This window comes from Paenibacillus motobuensis, from assembly GCF_039521865.1.
Classification (GTDB): Bacteria; Bacillota; Bacilli; order Paenibacillales; family Paenibacillaceae; genus Fontibacillus; species Fontibacillus motobuensis.
The window spans coordinates 142,904-160,755 of sequence record NZ_BAAACX010000002.1; the positions used below are offsets into that span (position 1 = coordinate 142,904).

Here is a 17,852-nt window from a genome sequence, read left to right on the forward strand (position 1 = left end):
TGCAAATAAAAAAAATGGTTTGTATAATAATACGGTAAGGACTAATAAAATCATGGAGGCAGGCTATGGATCTCACAACTATGACAAATTCCATCGTAATCCTACTGGCCAGCCTGTTGCTTATCGGTGTTTTCGCAACCAAATTTTCATCCCGCTTTGGCTTGCCCGCACTCGTATTCTTTATTGCTGCAGGAATGGTTCTCAATCGATTCATCTATTTCGACAATGCTTTCTTGGCACAACTGGTCGGAACTTTCGCCTTGATTGTTATCTTGCTGGGAGGCGGAATGCAGACGAAATTCCAGACTATCAAACCCGTCATCCCTACCGCATTGTCACTAGCCACGTTCGGAGTCATTATAACCACGGTTGTTATCGGCATCTGCGCGATGTATATTCTTGATTTATCCTTGGCGGAGGCGCTGTTGTTCGGCGCTATCGTCGGTTCAACGGATGCGGCTGCGGTTTTTTCAGTGCTTAGCGGCAAAAATATTAAAGAACGCATCTCTTCGACACTTGAGGCGGAGTCCGGCAGCAATGATCCCATGGCTGTCTTTCTTACCGTAACGCTCATAGAATGGATCGATCGGCCCGATCATGCGATCCTGCCGCTAATCTTCAACTTTATCCGCGATATGGGACTGGGGCTGGTACTAGGTCTTCTCCTCGGCTGGATCGCTGTAAAAACCATCAACAATATGAACTTCAATTCCGCCGGCCTTTATCCGGTTATGGCTATTGCCTTCTCGATTCTAACCTACGGCGTTACCGCCTTACTTCATGGCAGCGGACTGCTCGCTGTATATGTCATGGCCTTGGTGCTGGGTAACAGTGACCTGACCCATCAGCAGTCGATTCTGCAATTCAACGAAGGCTTTGGCTGGATCATGCAAATTACGATGTTCACCCTGCTCGGACTGCTCGTATTCCCAAGTCAGCTGCCGACAATTATGCTTCCAGGTCTTGCTCTCTCCATGCTGCTCATGTTCGTCGCCCGCCCAATCGGGGTGTTTATCAGTACTCTCTTCACCAAGCTCCCTTTCAAAGAGAAAATACTGCTATCCTGGTCTGGGCTGCGCGGAGCCGTTCCGATCGTACTGGCTACCTATCCGCTGATGAGCGGGCTGCCTCATGGAACGTTATACTTCAATGTCGTCTTCTTCGTCGTACTTACCTCAGCGGTCATTCAAGGGGCAACGATCTCTCCCTTGGCCGAGAGGCTCGGTCTTACCGATGCAACGAAACGCCCGAATTACTCCCTGCTTGAACTCGTCGCATTAGGCAAGACGAAATCAGAGATCAACCATTTATATGTTCTACCGGAAATGAGTGTCGTCGGCAAGGAGCTGCAGGAACTTGATCTCCCGGAGGAGGCGCTTGTCACTGCAGTAATTCGTGGTGAACAGATTGTGACCCCACGTGGGAATACGACTATTCATGCCGGTGATACACTTTATGTGCTTGGACCGAAGGCGCATCGTGAGAAGATCAAAAAGATTTTCATATAAAAGTGGAATCGCCTATCAAGTAAATTAGCCTATAATTCGGAAAGCTTCTATTAAATGGAGAAAAATTTATCACTCTAAAAATATTTAAAAAATAAATTAAAAAATTATTTAAAATCAAAGTAATCGTTTCCATCCCCTGAATACCGCGGTATGTCTGATTTTGTCCGCGTACAGGGGATTGTTTTATGTCACATACTCAGTGACATTTTTCACATTGCAACGTATGTTTATATGCTAAAATTCCATCGAACAAAGCTTTTGTGATTACATTCACTAAGCCTGGGATACTACATCCCAATGCTTCATTATTAAAATGTCCAAAACATTTTAATATAAATCTTAAATACAAACTCTGGAGGTCATTATCATGAAAAAAGCTTCTATTATCTTGCTTAGCAGCGTATTGTTGCTCGGTCTCCTTGCAGGCTGCGGCTCTAGCAACAAGAACGAGGGCGGTAATGCAGCAGGTAACACAACTACAAACAACAGCAGTAACAATGCAAGTACTAATGCAGAAGCAGGCACTTATAAAGATGGTGTATACTTCGCCAAAGGTGAGGTTGACGCTAACTCCGGTTGGCAGTCCATCATGACCCTGACTGTATCCGGCGGTAAAATTACCGATGTGGAGTGGAATGGAATCAGCGAGAAAGCTCCTGTAGACAAGATCACTTATTCCAAAGATGGCAAATATGGCATGAAGGCTGGCGGCGCTTCTTCCGAATGGCATGAACAAGCTGAAGCACTCGATAAATTCCTGATTGAAAAACAAGATCCAGCGGCAATCACTTTGACTGATGAAGGCAAAACTGATGCTGTATCCGGCGTATCTATCCATGTTGGAGATTTCGTTAACTTGGCAAAAGCAGCTCTTGATGCAGGCCCAGTTGAAGTAGGTCCTTACAAAGACGGAACTTACCATGCAGAAGGCGACGCATTTGGAAAGACTGGCTGGAAAGATACCGTTGATATCGTTGTTGCAGCCGGTAAAATTGTTAAAGCAGATTTCGGTGGCGTAAATGAAGCTGGCGAAAGCAAGAAACAAGCTTCCATGGATGGCAAATACGATATCAAAGCGGCAGGCGGTCAAGCAGACTGGCATGAAGAAGCAGCAAAAGCTGAACAATACCTCGTTGAAAATCAAGATTCCGCTGCTCTGAAATTCAATGAAGAAGGCAAGACCGATGCAATCTCTGGTGTATCGATCTCTGTACAATCGTATTACGACTTGGCTAACAAAGCGCTTGAACAAGCAAAATAAGGCAATGCAACAATTCGCCTTGTGCGATTAATTACTATATAAGAAGGTGACCCTTTTGAAGAAAATTGTCGTTCTAGGCGGCGGTTACGGCGGCGTTACGACATCCAAACATCTAGCGAAACTATTCAAGAAAGATAAAGATGTTGAAATCCAACTGATCGATCGCAATCCTTACCACACTCTGCTAACTGAATTGCATGAAGTGGCAGCAAACCGTGCTCCAGAAGATTCGGTTAAGATTGAGCTGAAGAAAATCTTCCAAGGCCAAAAAGTAGATGTTGTGCTCGATTCCATCGACAGCATCGATTTCAATGCCAAACAGCTTCACTCGGCTAACAACACCTACAAATACGACTATCTCGTCATCGGTACTGGTTGTAAGCCTACATTCTTCGGTATTCCAGGCGCTGAAGAGCATTCCCTCACATTGTGGTCCTATGAGGATGCTGTTCGTCTGAAAGATCAAGTTCGCCGCATGTTCAGCGAGGCTGCTAAAGAGACGAATAATGCCAAACGGAAAAAAATGCTCTCCTTCATCGTTGTTGGTGCCGGATTTACCGGTGTGGAACTGATCGGTGAGTTGGCTGAGTTCCGCGATGAGCTCTGCAAGGAATTCTTCATTGATCCTAGCGAGGTTAAGCTTACTGTTGCCGATATGGCTCCGAAGATCCTGCCTATCCTTCCGGATAAGCTGATCGAAAAAGCAGCTAAACGTCTACAGAAGATGAACGTTGATATCGTTACAAGTGCTAAGATCACAGGTGTTAAACCATCCAGTGTTGTACTGGGCGATAAAGAGCTTGAAGCAGACACCATCGTATGGACTGCAGGTGTTGAAGGCTCTGAACTCGTCGGCAAACTTGATGTGAAGCAAGAAGGCCGTAAACGGATCGTCACGAACGACAAGCTTCAAAGTGTAGATCATGAAAATGTCTACATCGTTGGGGATAACATCTTCTATATTCCAGAAGGCGAAACTCGCCCTGTACCGCAAATGGTTGAGAACGCCGAGCAAGCAGCTCCGGTTATTGCTCACAACATTCATGCAGATGTGCATAACAAACCGAAGAAATCCTATAAGCCTGGATTCCACGGTACGATGGTATGTATCGGCAGCCGTTACGGCGTAGCGAATGTTGGTATGCCTAACAAGATGTTCATGGTTAGTGGATTCCTAGCTATGTTCTTCAAGCACATGATCAATATGTACTATTTGTTCACCGTATGCGGTTTTAACAAAGTATGGACTTATATGATGCACGAATTCTTCCATGTGAACAATCGTAGAAGCTTCGTAGGCGGACACTTCTCCAAGCGATCGCCGAACTTCTGGCTTGTGCCGCTGCGCATCTTTGTAGGCTACAAATGGCTGGAAGAAGGTCTCGACAAACTGCCTAAGATCCTGAAGGATCCGAACAACATCTTCCTGATCCCTGCTTCCGCTAAAGCTGGCGACGCAGTATCTGCCGCGAGTGAAGCAGCAGGCGCAGTAACGCAAACCGTTGATGCCCAATCGGCAGCATCCGCTGTAGAGAGTGCTTCAACTGCAGTTACGGCTTTGCCAGTACCGGATTTCATAAAATCCATCGTGAACTGGTTCATGGATATTTTCTTCTACACTTCGGATGGCGGTTATACCGCACTTGCTACCGTATTCCAGTTCTTCATGGTCTTTGCAGAGATCGGAATCGGCATTTGCCTCATCCTCGGCCTGTTCACTGCTGTATCTTCGGCAGTCACAGTCGGTCTGGGTGTTATGATCTGGTCCTCCAGCATGGCTTCGACAGAAATGCTATGGTACATGACTGCAGGCGTTGCCCTGATTGGTGGTTCCGGCAGTATGTTCGGTCTGGACTATTATGTTCTCCCATGGCTTAAGAAACAGTGGAAGAAGATCCCGCTCGTTCGTAGATGGTATCTATATACGGATTGATCTTCCTATATAAGCAATAGCAAGCAATAGTTCGTATTAGAGTAATGTGCGCCTGCCGTACATTACTCTAATTTTTAACATCGCTTATTCTATGTATTACCATAACTGATCATGGCATTTCCCTGCATAATTTACTATCTAAGTGTCTAGCTTACTGACATGATAATGATATTGCAGTTATAATTTCTCCACTACAATTACATGTTGGAATATGCCAAGTCGGTGTCAGGCTCCCTGCAATCTTACCTGCTATTCAAGTGAGTGTTCAAAGAGGCCCGTTTTCAGCACCGAGAACGCTTCCCGCTTTATTTCGTGATCAAAAGTGGACTTTTTGAACTACCTCTTTAAGGAGTGTGCCCTATGGAAACGAAGCTCGTTCAAGATGCTTGTCTTTTGTTGCAGGGTGAAATTTCGCCCGAATCTGGCATTCGCCTCGAATTACGACAAGAAGACATCCTGCCTATGGTCAGAGTTCTGAATCAGTACGAACTCACTCCTGTCCGCAAGCAGCGTCACTTGTCTATTTACATCGCAATCAAGCTCGCTCTTCAGAGCCATGCAGCCTCTGACGGCTGTACTGGCGAGATGCTAACACGCAAAGTACTGAACGGCGACTATCTATATAGTTTGTATGTCCAATTATGCCTGAAATGGGAGGAGTTCGACCTCCTCGCCCATCTGGCCCCCATTGTTAAGCGGATTCAAATCAAACACGTAGAAGGAAATCCCAAAGATGCGCTGCTGATCGAAGGCTGGGAATGGTTCCTGCAGCTTGAAGGGAATTGTGCCAGAGCGATCCAAGCGATATAATCTCTGGTTCCCTCCTTGCTACGGCAAGAAGTATTTTTCTTAGAGGAGAGGATCATCATGAAGCTTGATGAGGCATTAGATATCTCGTTGCGGGCGGTAGACCGTGAGATCCAGAACATTGTCAAATATGACAGTGACGTTCCACGCTCCTCGATGCTAGCGCAGAGCATTATCGGCCAACTCCGCTCCGGTGGCAAGCGAATTCGACCTTTAATGGTCATTGTCGGTAGCCGATTCGGCAAGCCTCAGGATAAGCGTAAGATCTGGCAGCTGGCAGCAGCGGCCGAATTCATTCATGCTGCTTCATTAATCCACGATGATATCATTGATAATTCACCGCTAAGGCGCGGTCAACCTGCACTTCATGTTAAACTTGGCGTCAATGAAGCACTGCATGTTGGCAATTATATGTCGGCGAGAGTCGTAGAGTTAATCTCTACATATTCCGCAGAACGAGAACGCTATGCTTACGATTTGTCCTCCTTAGTTACGACTCAGCTATGCATAGGTGAATATCAGCAATTGACTCATTTATATGATTATGATGTTACTATCGAAGAATACATTGAGAAGTCGAAGAATAAGACAGCCCAGCTGATGGCTGCCTGCCTTCGGATCGGTGCTCTTGCCGCCGGAGCGGATGATGTTACTGCAGATTTGCTCTACAGCTTCGGAGAGAAGCTCGGAATCTCGTTCCAGATTCGCGATGATATTCTTGACTTCACTCAATCATCTGAGAAGCTAGGCAAGCCTGCTGGAAGCGATCTACGGCATGGTCAGGTTACATTGCCGGTGTTGTTCGCTCTTCAGAACGAAGCTCTCGCACCGATGATAAGAGATGTCTCTGCGGATACTCCGCCTCACCTGATCGATCCCGTCATCACAGCCATCCAGCAGTCCGATGCGCTCGCTAAGACGGAGCAGCTAAGCAATCGTTACCTTGACGAGGCAGCTGCCTTAATCGAGCAATTAAGCGAATATCCGGCTCACAAGGATTTATGCGTACTTCTTCACTACTTCGGTGGCCGGGACCGCTAATGCCCGGTGAGTGACCCATTCATTCAGTTCAAAATTAAAAAGCGGATTTCCTTAAGTATTTACATTAAGGAAATCCGCTTTTTGGTTACTTTTTGGTTATCGTCTGCATCCTATCTACAGCAAGAAGAAATCCCCCATCGTACAGAACAGAATAACCATACTGATGACCTGATTGAGGTTATAAGACGCGATATTCATCCTCTTCCGGTTAGACGGCTTAATGATCCTATGCTCTACCATGAGCAGGGCGATCGCGATGATAATCCCGAGTATATACAGCCAACCTAAATGGCGGATCGGAATCAAGGCTATGAGCAGCAGCACCATAATGGCATGGAGACCGGCGGCAATCCGCAACCCATTCTTCAGACCGAAGAAGCTTGGAATGGACCAGAGCCCATGGCTGCGGTCAAAGTCGATATCCTGCGAGCCGTAAATAATGTCGAACCCGGCGATCCACAACATCACGACCGTACCAAGAATGAACGGTGTAAAGGCGAACTTACCGGTAACGGCAAACCAGGCTCCGATTGGCGCTGAAGCGATTGAGAAACCGAGGTACAGATGACTGAGAAAGGTAAACCGCTTCGTGTATGAATACGATGAGATCAGAAAGATAGCTACCGGTGATAAAATAAAGCAAAGTGTATTCAGCATTGCGGCAGAAAATATAAAAATAGCGTAATTGACAACCACGAAGACCAGGACTTCCTTGGCGTCAAGCAGCTTTCTTGGCAGATGGCGATGCGCCGTTCTCGGATTCTGCTCATCAAAGACACGGTCTACGACGCGATTGAAGGCATTTGCTCCGTTTCTGGCGGCTATTAATGCAATCAGTCCCCATAGCATGATACGACTGGAAGGAAGCCCTCCAGCGGCCCATATCATTGAGATCATTGCGAATGGCAGCGAGAACAGGGTATGCGAGAACATAACCAGTTCCCCATACAGTTTAATCTTCGAGCCGATTTTTCTGGCGTACTCCATAATATTCACTCCCCCTCATATTCCATACGTGCACTAACGAAAGCGCCATGATACGAAATGGAATATTTCTTGACTCTAGCTCAACACGATTCGCAGTGAAGAGCGTAATGCGTTAAGCATTTCTTCAACATCCTGCGCTGTAATAACGAGCGGCGGCTGGAAGGCCAGAACGTTGCGGTTGACACCATTCTTGCCGATAATGAAGCCGCGGTCCTTCATTTCCTCAAGCACCTCGTCAACTAGAATAGCGCCGCGCGCCGGATCGTCAGCACATAGCTCAGCCCCGATCATGAGACCGGCTCCGCGCACATCCGATAGGTCTGCATACTGCTCAGCGAGCTGCTTCAGTCCTGTCAGAAGCTGTTCTCCGAGTTTCAGCGAATGCTCTGCCATATGATTGGCTTCAATATAGTCGAGCACAGCCAGACCGGTTACAGACGATACCGGGTTGCCGCCAAATGTAGAGGCAGACGGACGAGTAAAGCTTGCAGCAATCTCATCTGTAGAAGCAAATGCTGCGATTGGAATGCCGCTGCCCAGAGCTTTGGCCATTGTGATAATGTCTGGAACAACGCCCCAGCGGCTCATCGCGAACATTTCACCCGTTCGGCCAAACCCGGTCTGAATTTCATCATCAATCATCAGCACGTCATATTGCTCCAGCAGCGCCTTTACTTCAGGGAAATACCAGTCTGGAGGCACGATGATCCCGCCATTACCTTGAATCGGTTCTACGAGCATGGCTGCGATCGTATCTCCCTTCTCAGCCAGAACAGCCTTCAAAGCGTCGATGGAACGACGGGCTGCCTCGTCGAGACTAACGCCATATTCATAAGGACGAGGAATGAAAGTTACATCCTCTGTACCTGGCTGTGCTAACTGCGGATCAGCCCGCCACATGCTCAGTCCGGTTACGCTCATCGTCAAATACGTACGACCGTGCAAGCTCTGCTCCAGTGCGATGAAGCCCTTCCGTCCGGTATGGAGACGGGCCAGCAGCATCGCGCCTTCATTCGCTTCCGAACCGCTGTTCACGAAGAAAGTTCTGCGTAGTTGGCCTGGAAGAACTTCAGACAAACGCCCCGCAAGATCGACATTCGGCTGGGTCAAATACAGCGTACAAGTGTGCTGCAGTGTCTTCAATTGCTCAGCAGTACGTTCAGCAATCTCAGGATTGCAGTGTCCGCTGGCACAGACCGATACACCGGCAAAGAAGTCGGTGTATCGCTTGCCATCATGTCCATATAGATATTGCATCTCGCCTTTGACAATCTGCGGAGGATTGCGATAGAAATAGCCCGTACAAGGATAAAAATACTGTCCGCGTTTGTCCAAAATACCCTCTGGTCCGATATATTGATGCATACTTTCATACCCCTTCCGATTTAATCTTACTTCTATAAGAGGCGTTCAAAATTTCCACGTTGGCGCCCCTCGCAAGGATTTTTGAAGAATGTTGTGAAAAATTTCTCATAAATTTCGAAGTGTATACAGTAATTTTCTTCTTCAAATTGTTAATTCGGGTCCGCTCATAACTATCTCGGATACCTATACTGACGCTGGCTCCTTCTTGACTTCCGGGCCCATGTCTTCCATTCCGCGACTCTTGCCAATATCCCCGCCATCAAATTGCAGAGCTCCCAGTGTGTAACCGGCATATACCGGATTCATCTCAGCAAAGCGTTCCTCTGCGGTATCCGGATTTGCAATGGCGGCTTTATATACACTTACGATCTGCTGTAATTGCTCCGGCTTGTATGTCGCTCCTTCGATCCGGAATACAGACAGTCCAGCTTCAATCAGCTCACGCGCAACCGGCATCAGGTTCAGCTCTTTGGCCATCATCAGGTGGCAGCGGCCGTATACATCACGATATACCGGATTCTCACCCTTATCTGTCTTCATGACGAGAATGTTGTTACTTACAAAATGATTCTCTTCTTCGCCGATTGGTTGGAACACCTCTGTGTTCTCGTACAGATCATGTTCCATATACATCATGGCCGGAGAACCGTGCACGATCGCCTCGATCGAGAGTTCTGTATGATCTAACAGTGCAGCCAGATCGTTCAGTGGCAGCTCCATCGATGCGGTCAGCCGTTCTACTCCAAGCCGATGGTAGAAATCAGCAGAGATGCGATTATAGACATTTAGATTGAAGTCACCGATCAACGGATATCCTGCGTTCGCAAACTTATGAATAGCGCCGAGATTCGTGACCATAATGCCATCGATTGGCAGCCGTTCGCCAGCAATTAATCCTTCATACATTTCGAATTGCAGCTCATCCATCATACGCGGCAAGCAGAGATAGATCTTCGCCTTGCCCTTGATCTCAGCCAATTCATTGATTTCCGCTCTAGTAAAAGCATGATCTGGTTCAAATACATCACCTGACAAGTAGATATGATCCGCACCTGCTGCCAGAGCCGCCTTCGCCTGAGCCACATTGTTAACATGAACCGATACTTCGGCAGATGCCTTAGATGGTTTACGAACCTCTGCAAGCTTACCGCGGATATCTGCTACTCGCTTCTCGCTGAGCTCTCTCTCGGCAGTTGGAGTGCTGAACACTTTGCCCGTACTGTAGAACTTGCCTGTTCCTTCATAACGCTTGTTAATATTCGATAATCCAGGTCTGCCAAAAGCATATGCCGTGGAGAAATCTCGTTTACGATTCTCAAAGAGCAGCTTGGAGTCCCGTGTCCGTTCGAACCCAATCGGATCGGCTATATAGCGATCAATCGCGTCACCGTAAGCATTGACCAGCATCAGTACGAATTCAGTATCACGCATGCGGCCTTCGATTTTGAAGGAGGTAATTCCGCCATGAATCAGTTCAGGGATGTTCTCATACATATACATGTCTTTAACAGCCAGAGGGTATTCGGCAGGATAGACGTATCCATCCTTCTTGATGCGATAATCCCAGCGGCATGGCTTCATGCATTTACCGCGGTTACTGCTCATCCCGAACACCATTGAACTGAAATAGCAGTTAGCCCCATGCACCGAGCACATATCCCCATGAACGAAGTATTCGATCTCGATCCCTGTCGCTGCTTGTAGATAACGAGTGTTCTTCAGATCCATCTCCCTAGAGGCAACTACTCGTGTCACTCCCATGTCTTGCAGTGCCCTTACCATCTCGGTATTGTGCACATTCATCATGACCGAGGAATGGACCTTCAGCGATAGATTCATCTCCTTGATTAATTCCAGAATGGCAAAATCCTGAACGATCAGGGCATCTGGACCTGCACTATCGAGGAATTGCAAATAATCGCGGGCTTCATCAAGTTCATTTTCATTCAGCAGGTTGTTAACCGTAACGTACACTTTCTTCCCTAATGAATGTGCAATCCTGGCAGCCTCTACGATCTCTTCCCGCGTGAAATTATAGCCTTTGCGCATGAGGCGCATGTTCAAGCTGGGTCCCCCGAAATACACTGCATCGCAGTTTGCTTGGATCACTTCCTTGAAAATTTCGAATGTACCAACTGGCGCGAGTAGTTCAACTTCTTTTCCATTAAAATAACGTGCCATGATGTGTCCCCTCCAGCCCAAATATGTTTATATTGAACAGCCTCTTATATGAATCGATATGTCAGTAGAATTGCAACCAGAAGTACATAGCTCAGGACGAACCAGGTATCCTTGGCCCGCCAAGTAAGCAGATGATATTCTGATCGGGGTGCCCCGACGATATAACCTCTTGATTCCATCGACAATACTAATTCCTCTGCCCGTCGGAAGGCGCTGACCGTTACCGGCACAAGCAGGGATAAGAGCAGTTTCCCTTTCTCCTTCCACGGTAGTTCTTTTATATCTGCACCGCGTGCCGCTTGTGCTTTAAGTATTTTGTGCGTCTCATCAAGAATGGTCGGTATGAAACGCAGCGAGATGCTCATCATCAGCGTTAGACGCTGAGTCTTGATGCCGATCTTCTGCAGCGGCTTCAACACACCGTCCAGTCCCTGATTGAGCAAGCCCGGCGTCGTCGTAAACGTAAGAATTGCCGTAAAGGACACCAGCAGGGCCATCCTCGCTGCAGCGATAAATCCGCTCTTCAGACCTTCGGTATAGAGCGCCCATCCGCCAATTCGCAAGACGGCCTCTCCCCCTTCAATCGTTACGCTCTGGACGATAAAGATAAAAACCATAAGTACCCACAGTGGCTTGGCGGCCTTCACAAAATACTTCAATGGAATCCGCGTTGCCAGCATGTACGCTAGCGAGAACACCGTTGTTAGCAACAGCATCCACCATGAATGAACAGCGATAATCGCGATCAGATAGAGAATCATCCCTGTAATCTTGGCCCGCGGATCAAGCTGGTGGATCGAAGATCCGGTATCGATGCAGCGTCCGAATAACAGCTTATCCCGCATCGTCAGCCCCTCCTCCCCGCGGCGGATGAGCCCCATATAATCCAGCTAATCGCTCGGCGATCGCTTCAGCGCTGAAGCACGGCTCTTCATGCTCCAGACCATACCTTGTCGCGATCTGGCTCCAGATGCGTATACACTCTGGAAGAGCGAGTCCCGCCTCTGATAGACGATGCTCCTCACGAGCCAGCTCTGACGGCGATCCCTGGAATATAGTTCGTCCGTCCTTCATAACGATCCAGGTATCCGCGTAAGGCAGCATTTCTTCAATTCGATGCGTAACGACGATGACCGTCTTCCCCTCTTCACGCTGCAGCTTAGAGAGAAGTTGTGCAAGCTCTGCCCTGCTCTGCGGGTCAAGTGTGGCCGTCGGCTCATCCAGTGCAATAATATCTGGCTCCATCGTAAGAATTGAGGCGATTGCCACCTTGCGCATCTGTCCCCCACTTAGATGGAACGGGTTACGGGGCAGGAACGAATCATTGAGTCCTAATAGAGCTAGCGCACGGCTGGCCCGTGCCTTCGCTTCCTCCAGCGGAACCCCGAAATTCAACGGTCCGAAGCAGAGATCCTTCTCGACGGTGTCCTCGAACAATTGCTGTTCGGGGAATTGAAATACAAGTCCTACGCGCCTCCGCAGTTCACGCAGCGGCCCTTTATCTCCCGGTTCGATTGTGAAATCTAGTACTTTCACTCTTCCAGCGGTAGGCTTCAAGATTCCATTAAGATGCTGGAGCAGCGTAGATTTGCCAGATCCCGTAATGCCAGCGATTCCTACGAAGCTGCCAGGCTTAATCGAGATACTGACATCCTCTAGCGCGCCATGTCTCCATAGATTGCGATCATCATAAGCATAGCTTACTTGCTCGAAATGAATTGCCATAGCTGCTCGCTCACCTCCTCGATGTCATTGCCCGGCCCCGACGCAATGCCCCGTCTGCTCAATTCCTGAAGCAGCCGAACTCGAAACGGCGCAACCAGCCGACAGGAAGTTAATAGTTCCTCATCTTCGAACAGTTCCATCGGGCTTACATCCGCCGCGACTCCCCCATCCTTCAGCACGATCGCTCTATCAGAGGCCAGTATCTCTTCCGCGTCATGTGTTATAGAGATAATTGTATAATCGCCGCTTGTACTCATCTCTCTCATGATAGACTGCAGCTCCCCACGCGCCTTCTCATCCAGCATCGAAGAGGCTTCATCAAAGATAACGATACTCGGCTCCATGGCCAATATCGCAGCAACGGCCACCCGTTGCTTCTGCCCTCCGGACAGTTCCGCGGGGTGCTTGGACAACAGATGACCGATCTCTAACTTCTCGGCGTAACGCTTTACTCGTTCCACCATTTCTTCTCGAGGCAAGCAACGGCTCTCCAATCCGAAGGCGATATCTTCCTCCACCGTCGCACCGATAAACTGATTATCCGGGTTCTGGAATACCATCCCTATTTTTGGCCTGATGTGCGCAATCGTATCCTGGTTCAACTCAGTGCCTTCCACATAAATCTTGCCAGTGTTTGCGGCCAGCAGCCCTCCAAGCAATTTCGCCAGAGTCGATTTCCCACTGCCATTGGCTCCAACCAGAGTCACCCAGCTTCCAGCTGCAATTCGCAGATCGATATCACTCAGAATCTGCTGCTGCGGATGATAGGCAAAGGACACCTGCTGCAATTCATAAGCCAGTATTGTGTCTCTCATTTCTCTCTTCTCCTTTTCAGCCTTCTCATAGCAATCAGCGCCAAGCATCTGACCAACCATAGCCGCTATGCTAGAAATCCTTCGAACAAGGACAACTTCGATAAGGAAGGAACCAGATATCTAACGGCAATACCTACTGCAATCCCTGTAAGTACCCCCATAATCAGCAGCATCGGCAAATAGTAGAATATTTTCGTCGTGTTGAAATAAATACAAGCAGCGGTTAGCTGCCCGATATTATGGGCGATCCCGCCGACGATGCTAATACCGATGAAGCTAAGCTTATCGCGCCCAATCAGCAATAAGAACCACATCGCCACAAAGCTGAACAAAGCCCCCATGATACTAAATAAGAAGCTTGAGAACGTGCCGAAGATAAAGGCGGTCAGCAAAGTCTTAAGCAACACCATCATCATGGCATCCCGAGCTCGTAAGAAATAGAGACAGGTCAACACCATAATATTTGCAAGTCCCAGCTTAGCGCCAGGTACACCCATATTGAGGGGAATCAAGGATTCAACCATGCTTAACACGACAGCCACCGCAGCGAAGATAGCGACGATCACTGTTCTTTTAAGCGCGATATTAGACTGCTCATTTAACCGTTGCATCGATACCATCCTCCTCTGATGGGCCTTCGATCTCGACCATCAGTTTATGCGGAAGACAGATAATCGTACCTCCCGTCCGATCTACAAATCCGAAGGAAAGACATACTTTATCGGGGCAATCCGCATCAATCATTTCAATACCGTAATCATGAACTTTCAAAATATTAAGCCCATGTTCATTTTCCACTTCAATGGTCTGCTCTTCTTGAGTAAGAGTTACCTCTTTAAATAATTTCCCATCCACCGTAATTTTAGCAGTCCGAAGTTCGTTGTGATTTTTTTCACTTGCATCTCGATCAAACCATCGTGGAATAATAAAGGCCAATGCAATAATTACAACTAATCCGATCAGCAGAAGATCTCCGCGTTTCATGTGCAACTCCTTATTTCCTTATTTTTTGATAATATAAATCTTAGATGAACTCATTATACATGTAACTTTCATCACAGAAGTGTGATAAATGTCTCATCCCTTGTCTTTTCACAAAATAATCATTTAAAATTGAAGATATTTTTAATTGTGAAAATTTGTACTTTTAGTACCGTTCCATTTCTGCTACAATCAAGGACGATAAATGACAGGCAGAAAAGAGGTTAATCCGATGTATATGAAGAAAGCCGCTATTTTACTGGTAACGATGTCTCTCGCCGGTTCCCTGCTGGCTGGCTGTGGAAATTCGGGAAACAGCTCAGCTCCCGGCTCCAGCAGCGAGGCACAGAATAAAACCGTTGAACCTATGAAGGAAACCTACTTTATCTTTGATACGGTAGTAAATATCAAGATTTATGATCATCGGGCTACCAAGAAAAATCTCGATGAAATCGGAGATCTGCTGAAACAGATCGATAATCAGATCAGCAGAAATAACGAGAACAGCGAAATATACAAGGTTAACGCGAATGCTGGTATTGCTCCAGTCCAAGTGTCCAAGGAAACTTTCGATCTTGTCGCCTATGCTGTCGATTATGCCAAGCGTTCGGAAGGATTGCTGGACCCAACGATCGGCAGGCTTGTCGGCCTGTGGAACATCGGCCATGAAGGCGCCCATGTCCCTTCTCCCGAAGACATCGCCGCCATGCAGAAGCTGTGCGACTATCATAAGCTGGAGCTGAATGAAGCCAAGCATGAGCTGTACCTGACGGAAAAAGGCATGGACATCGACCTTGGTTCCTATGGTAAAGGCTACGCCGCTGACCGCGTATACGACTATTTGGCGGATCAAGGCTTCAATAGTGCGATTATCGACCTTGGCGGTAACGTCTTTGCCATGGGGCAGAAGCCTGGCGGCAAAGATTGGAACATCGGCATCCAAGATCCCGATCAGGAGCGCGGTAAACCAATTGGCACCGTTCCTGTGAATGATAAGACTGTCGTTACCGCAGGGATATACGAGCGTTATTTCATCGAAGACGGCAAAATGTATCCGCATATCCTTAATCCCAAGACAGGCTACCCTGTCGATAACAACATCAGCAGCGTTACAATCATTACCGACCGCTCGACCGATGCTGACACGATGGACACTGCGCTGGTTCTCATGGGCGTAGAAAAAGGACTGAAGTTTGCCGAGAGCATTCCCAACACAGAGGTTCTGTTCATTACCAAAGACAAGAAGCTGTATGCTTCACCCGGATTTAAAAAGCTGTTGAACAAGACAAATGATAGCTACACGTACGCTAACTAAACCAAATAGCTTACTTCAGCCACTATCTGATTATACACTATCCCGGCGGTACTTCTATACTGCCGGGAATTTTATATTTGTCTGCCTTTCCGCTGAACCGTTTTGCTTATGATTTCCGTTCAAATCGCAGTGCCATACTTTGCAGTACTATATAGGTAAGGAAATTAAGAAATAGGATATACAGAGGATAGAGCAGCGCAGCTAATATGACTAGCAATCCCATCACAGGTGGCGGGGTCTCCCCTAGATCCGTAATCGGGAACAGACTCGTAATCACATATATAAACTATTACCTATGATGAAAGTTCACCATTCTTTTTAATGGGTGAATTCAATTGTCTTAGCTGTTCTTTCAGCGGCACGTCTTCCCATTAATTGCTCAACAAGATATAACGCCATATTAATTCCTGAGGAAACTCCACCGCAAGTGATCAGATTGCCATCATGTACAACTTTTCTATCTGATACGACTCGAATATCAGGGTACTTTTGTTGCATCAACTTTAACGCTAAATGATGGGTTGTTGCCTCTTTTCCATCTAACAAACCTGTTTCTCCTAAAATATATGCTCCCGTACAAACCGAACATATATATTCAATACTTTTATGCTTAATAATCCAATCGATTATCCTTTGATTTTTAGTCATAGATTGTACCGCCCGCAATGGTCCGCCGGGAATGATCAGGATATCAATGGGAGGACTATTATCCATACTGAAATCAGGTTCAACCTCTATTCCAGAATGCGTTTTTATCTTCAATCCAGATTCTGTAATCGTATGTACTTTAAAGGGCCGAGTAGGCAAAAGTTCCTTCTTGTAAAGAGTAATTGCCTGCTCCATTTTAGTATTGGCAGTTAATGAGAGTACTTCGGCTGGACCCGCAAAATCTAAAACATCTACATAATCATAAAGTAATATTCCAACTTCCCTCTTCCTCATGGCTCGCCTCCGTGATACAAATGATTTTTTATGTATTACACACCCTGCCATTCTTTGTATATAATATACCCCCCTATTGTATATAATCAACTAAATAATTTTCTTTTTCTATGATAATAAAGAAGAAGAGCCATGCTTAAACACGACTCCACGTACACTTGCCGCTTTAAAGTGCGGTAAGCTGTGCTACAAGATAATCTAATTACTTGCATCTATCTTCTTTTGCAGCTCTAATATTTCCCCCTCTGCGGCGGTGATTCCCCCCTGAAGCTCCTTTATGTAATCCTTGCTCTCCTTAAGCTCCGCTTCGAGTCGCTTGAGACGACCCGTCGAGTTTTGTTTCGATTTCTCCTCCTCAATTTCTGCAACTAAGGTAGTCATTTTTTCCTTTTTCAACGCTATGTTTACTTCGCATCTATTGATTACACCACGTAAATGATTAATCCGATTAGTCCATTCTAAAGTCTCATTGCCTAATACTTTGTCTTCCATTGGGCTCTGCGAACTGCCCGGTTCGCCTACTAGGATCGTCTTCCCCTCCACGGTTAACGGAGCCCCGACCGCAGCAGCCATCGCTCTAACTGGTGCATAGACAACCCCACCTAGCACGACACCCTCCGATACCAAGGTGCCATCTTTTTTGTGGATGTTATAAATCCCCGTTTTTACATTCATTCGAGACTTAATGGAGCTGGAGAGAACAAATGCAATTCCGAAGAGGAATACTCCAACCATAACCCCAGCTATAAACTTCTTCATTTCTAACCTCCTAGAAAAATACTCCTTATATTACTAAGCGCCTATAGAGCAGCAGCGAATTTCCATAGAGTCTATACATAAGATATAGTGAATATCTCTTGGAACCAGGAGTCAATTCATTATAAAAAGCCCCCTACGGTTTACTGTAGGAGGCTTCTTCATTTATACCATATCCCGTTTTCTGACCATTGTGGGTAGCGCTAACGCCTGCCTTACCGATTCATTTAACGTT

16 protein-coding genes are annotated in these 17,852 nt (G+C 46.9%); 6 read left to right on the forward strand and 10 right to left on the reverse strand.

Annotated features, from left to right (window positions below):
* Window positions 1-65 precede the first annotated feature (65 nt).
* The 5 genes from ABD014_RS00675 (at window position 66) to ABD014_RS00695 (ending at window position 6,550) form a co-directional block, all read left to right on the forward strand.
* Entirely contained in the window at window positions 66-1,508 is a 1,443-nt protein-coding gene (locus tag ABD014_RS00675; RefSeq protein ID WP_343856122.1) for a potassium/proton antiporter, read from the forward strand.
* A gap of 367 nt (window positions 1,509-1,875) precedes the next feature.
* Window positions 1,876-2,769 carry an FMN-binding protein gene (locus ABD014_RS00680; RefSeq protein WP_343856128.1) on the forward strand — a complete coding sequence of 298 codons (894 nt, stop codon included), beginning with the start codon at window positions 1,876-1,878 and terminating at the stop codon, window positions 2,767-2,769.
* A gap of 55 nt (window positions 2,770-2,824) precedes the next feature.
* Window positions 2,825-4,702 carry an FAD-dependent oxidoreductase gene (locus tag ABD014_RS00685; protein ID WP_343856133.1) on the forward strand — a complete coding sequence of 626 codons (1,878 nt, stop codon included), beginning with the start codon at window positions 2,825-2,827 and terminating at the stop codon, window positions 4,700-4,702.
* 360 nt (window positions 4,703-5,062) lie between these two features.
* Entirely contained in the window at window positions 5,063-5,512 is a 450-nt protein-coding gene (locus ABD014_RS00690; protein WP_343856138.1) for a hypothetical protein, read from the forward strand.
* A 57-nt stretch (window positions 5,513-5,569) separates the two neighbouring features.
* Complete coding sequence (locus ABD014_RS00695) at window positions 5,570-6,550, forward strand: polyprenyl synthetase family protein (RefSeq protein ID WP_343856143.1); 981 nt, start codon at window positions 5,570-5,572, stop codon at window positions 6,548-6,550.
* A gap of 114 nt (window positions 6,551-6,664) precedes the next feature.
* Here ABD014_RS00695 and ABD014_RS00700 read toward each other — a convergent pair whose 3' ends face one another.
* The 8 genes from ABD014_RS00700 to ABD014_RS00735 all read right to left on the reverse strand — a co-directional run bounded on the left by ABD014_RS00700 (window position 6,665) and on the right by ABD014_RS00735 (window position 14,607).
* Window positions 6,665-7,537 (reverse strand): UbiA-like polyprenyltransferase, encoded by an 873-nt coding sequence (locus ABD014_RS00700; protein ID WP_343856148.1) that lies wholly within the window; start codon window positions 7,535-7,537, stop codon window positions 6,665-6,667.
* Between the two features lie 75 nt (window positions 7,538-7,612).
* Window positions 7,613-8,902, reverse strand: coding sequence for an aspartate aminotransferase family protein (locus tag ABD014_RS00705; RefSeq protein WP_343856153.1), 1,290 nt, complete (start codon window positions 8,900-8,902; stop codon window positions 7,613-7,615).
* A 183-nt stretch (window positions 8,903-9,085) separates the two neighbouring features.
* The gene (locus ABD014_RS00710; protein WP_343856159.1) at window positions 9,086-11,083 is read right to left on the reverse strand and encodes a peptidase U32 family protein; all 1,998 of its coding nucleotides are present in this window, start codon (window positions 11,081-11,083) and stop codon (window positions 9,086-9,088) included.
* Between the two features lie 44 nt (window positions 11,084-11,127).
* The gene (locus ABD014_RS00715; RefSeq protein ID WP_343856163.1) at window positions 11,128-11,928 is read right to left on the reverse strand and encodes an energy-coupling factor transporter transmembrane component T family protein; all 801 of its coding nucleotides are present in this window, start codon (window positions 11,926-11,928) and stop codon (window positions 11,128-11,130) included.
* A complete protein-coding gene (locus tag ABD014_RS00720; protein WP_343856169.1) occupies window positions 11,918-12,808 on the reverse strand; it encodes an energy-coupling factor transporter ATPase in 891 nt (296 codons plus the stop codon). The genes ABD014_RS00715 and ABD014_RS00720 overlap by 11 nt, the downstream gene beginning before the upstream one ends.
* A complete protein-coding gene (locus ABD014_RS00725; RefSeq protein WP_343856175.1) occupies window positions 12,784-13,623 on the reverse strand; it encodes an energy-coupling factor transporter ATPase in 840 nt (279 codons plus the stop codon). The genes ABD014_RS00720 and ABD014_RS00725 overlap by 25 nt, the downstream gene beginning before the upstream one ends.
* Window positions 13,624-13,688: 65 nt before the next feature.
* A complete protein-coding gene (locus ABD014_RS00730; RefSeq protein ID WP_343856181.1) occupies window positions 13,689-14,234 on the reverse strand; it encodes a Gx transporter family protein in 546 nt (181 codons plus the stop codon).
* Window positions 14,218-14,607, reverse strand: a complete 390-nt coding sequence (locus ABD014_RS00735; protein WP_343856187.1) for a NusG domain II-containing protein — start codon at window positions 14,605-14,607, stop codon at window positions 14,218-14,220. The genes ABD014_RS00730 and ABD014_RS00735 overlap by 17 nt, the downstream gene beginning before the upstream one ends.
* A gap of 229 nt (window positions 14,608-14,836) precedes the next feature.
* Between ABD014_RS00735 and ABD014_RS00740 the strand changes: the two genes are divergently transcribed.
* Complete coding sequence (locus tag ABD014_RS00740; protein ID WP_343856193.1) at window positions 14,837-15,919, forward strand: FAD:protein FMN transferase; 1,083 nt, start codon at window positions 14,837-14,839, stop codon at window positions 15,917-15,919.
* Between the two features lie 318 nt (window positions 15,920-16,237).
* Here the strand turns inward: ABD014_RS00740 and ABD014_RS00745 are convergent, their stop codons facing one another.
* Entirely contained in the window at window positions 16,238-16,861 is a 624-nt protein-coding gene (locus tag ABD014_RS00745; RefSeq protein ID WP_343856197.1) for a DJ-1/PfpI family protein, read from the reverse strand.
* Window positions 16,862-17,059: 198 nt separating this feature from the next.
* The gene (locus ABD014_RS00750; RefSeq protein ID WP_343856204.1) at window positions 17,060-17,620 is read right to left on the reverse strand and encodes a hypothetical protein; all 561 of its coding nucleotides are present in this window, start codon (window positions 17,618-17,620) and stop codon (window positions 17,060-17,062) included.
* Between the last annotated feature and the right edge of the window lie 232 nt (window positions 17,621-17,852).

Bases quoted from the DNA above. Each gene is read 5' to 3' on its own strand.
- ABD014_RS00730 (WP_343856181.1), bottom strand. From the start codon at position 14,234: ATGCAACGGTTAAATGAGCAGTCTAATATCGCGCTTAAAAGAACAGTG.
- ABD014_RS00725 (WP_343856175.1), bottom strand. From the start codon at position 13,623: ATGAGAGACACAATACTGGCTTATGAATTGCAGCAGGTGTCCTTTGCC.
- ABD014_RS00680 (WP_343856128.1), top strand. From the start codon at position 1,876: ATGAAAAAAGCTTCTATTATCTTGCTTAGCAGCGTATTGTTGCTCGGT.
- ABD014_RS00710 (WP_343856159.1), bottom strand. From the start codon at position 11,083: ATGGCACGTTATTTTAATGGAAAAGAAGTTGAACTACTCGCGCCAGTT.
- ABD014_RS00720 (WP_343856169.1), bottom strand. From the start codon at position 12,808: ATGGCAATTCATTTCGAGCAAGTAAGCTATGCTTATGATGATCGCAAT.
- ABD014_RS00740 (WP_343856193.1), top strand. From the start codon at position 14,837: ATGTATATGAAGAAAGCCGCTATTTTACTGGTAACGATGTCTCTCGCC.
- ABD014_RS00700 (WP_343856148.1), bottom strand. From the start codon at position 7,537: ATGGAGTACGCCAGAAAAATCGGCTCGAAGATTAAACTGTATGGGGAA.
- ABD014_RS00715 (WP_343856163.1), bottom strand. From the start codon at position 11,928: ATGCGGGATAAGCTGTTATTCGGACGCTGCATCGATACCGGATCTTCG.
- ABD014_RS00705 (WP_343856153.1), bottom strand. From the start codon at position 8,902: ATGCATCAATATATCGGACCAGAGGGTATTTTGGACAAACGCGGACAG.
- ABD014_RS00735 (WP_343856187.1), bottom strand. From the start codon at position 14,607: ATGAAACGCGGAGATCTTCTGCTGATCGGATTAGTTGTAATTATTGCA.
- ABD014_RS00690 (WP_343856138.1), top strand. From the start codon at position 5,063: ATGGAAACGAAGCTCGTTCAAGATGCTTGTCTTTTGTTGCAGGGTGAA.
- ABD014_RS00675 (WP_343856122.1), top strand. From the start codon at position 66: ATGGATCTCACAACTATGACAAATTCCATCGTAATCCTACTGGCCAGC.
- ABD014_RS00745 (WP_343856197.1), bottom strand. From the start codon at position 16,861: ATGAGGAAGAGGGAAGTTGGAATATTACTTTATGATTATGTAGATGTT.
- ABD014_RS00750 (WP_343856204.1), bottom strand. From the start codon at position 17,620: ATGAAGAAGTTTATAGCTGGGGTTATGGTTGGAGTATTCCTCTTCGGA.
- ABD014_RS00695 (WP_343856143.1), top strand. From the start codon at position 5,570: ATGAAGCTTGATGAGGCATTAGATATCTCGTTGCGGGCGGTAGACCGT.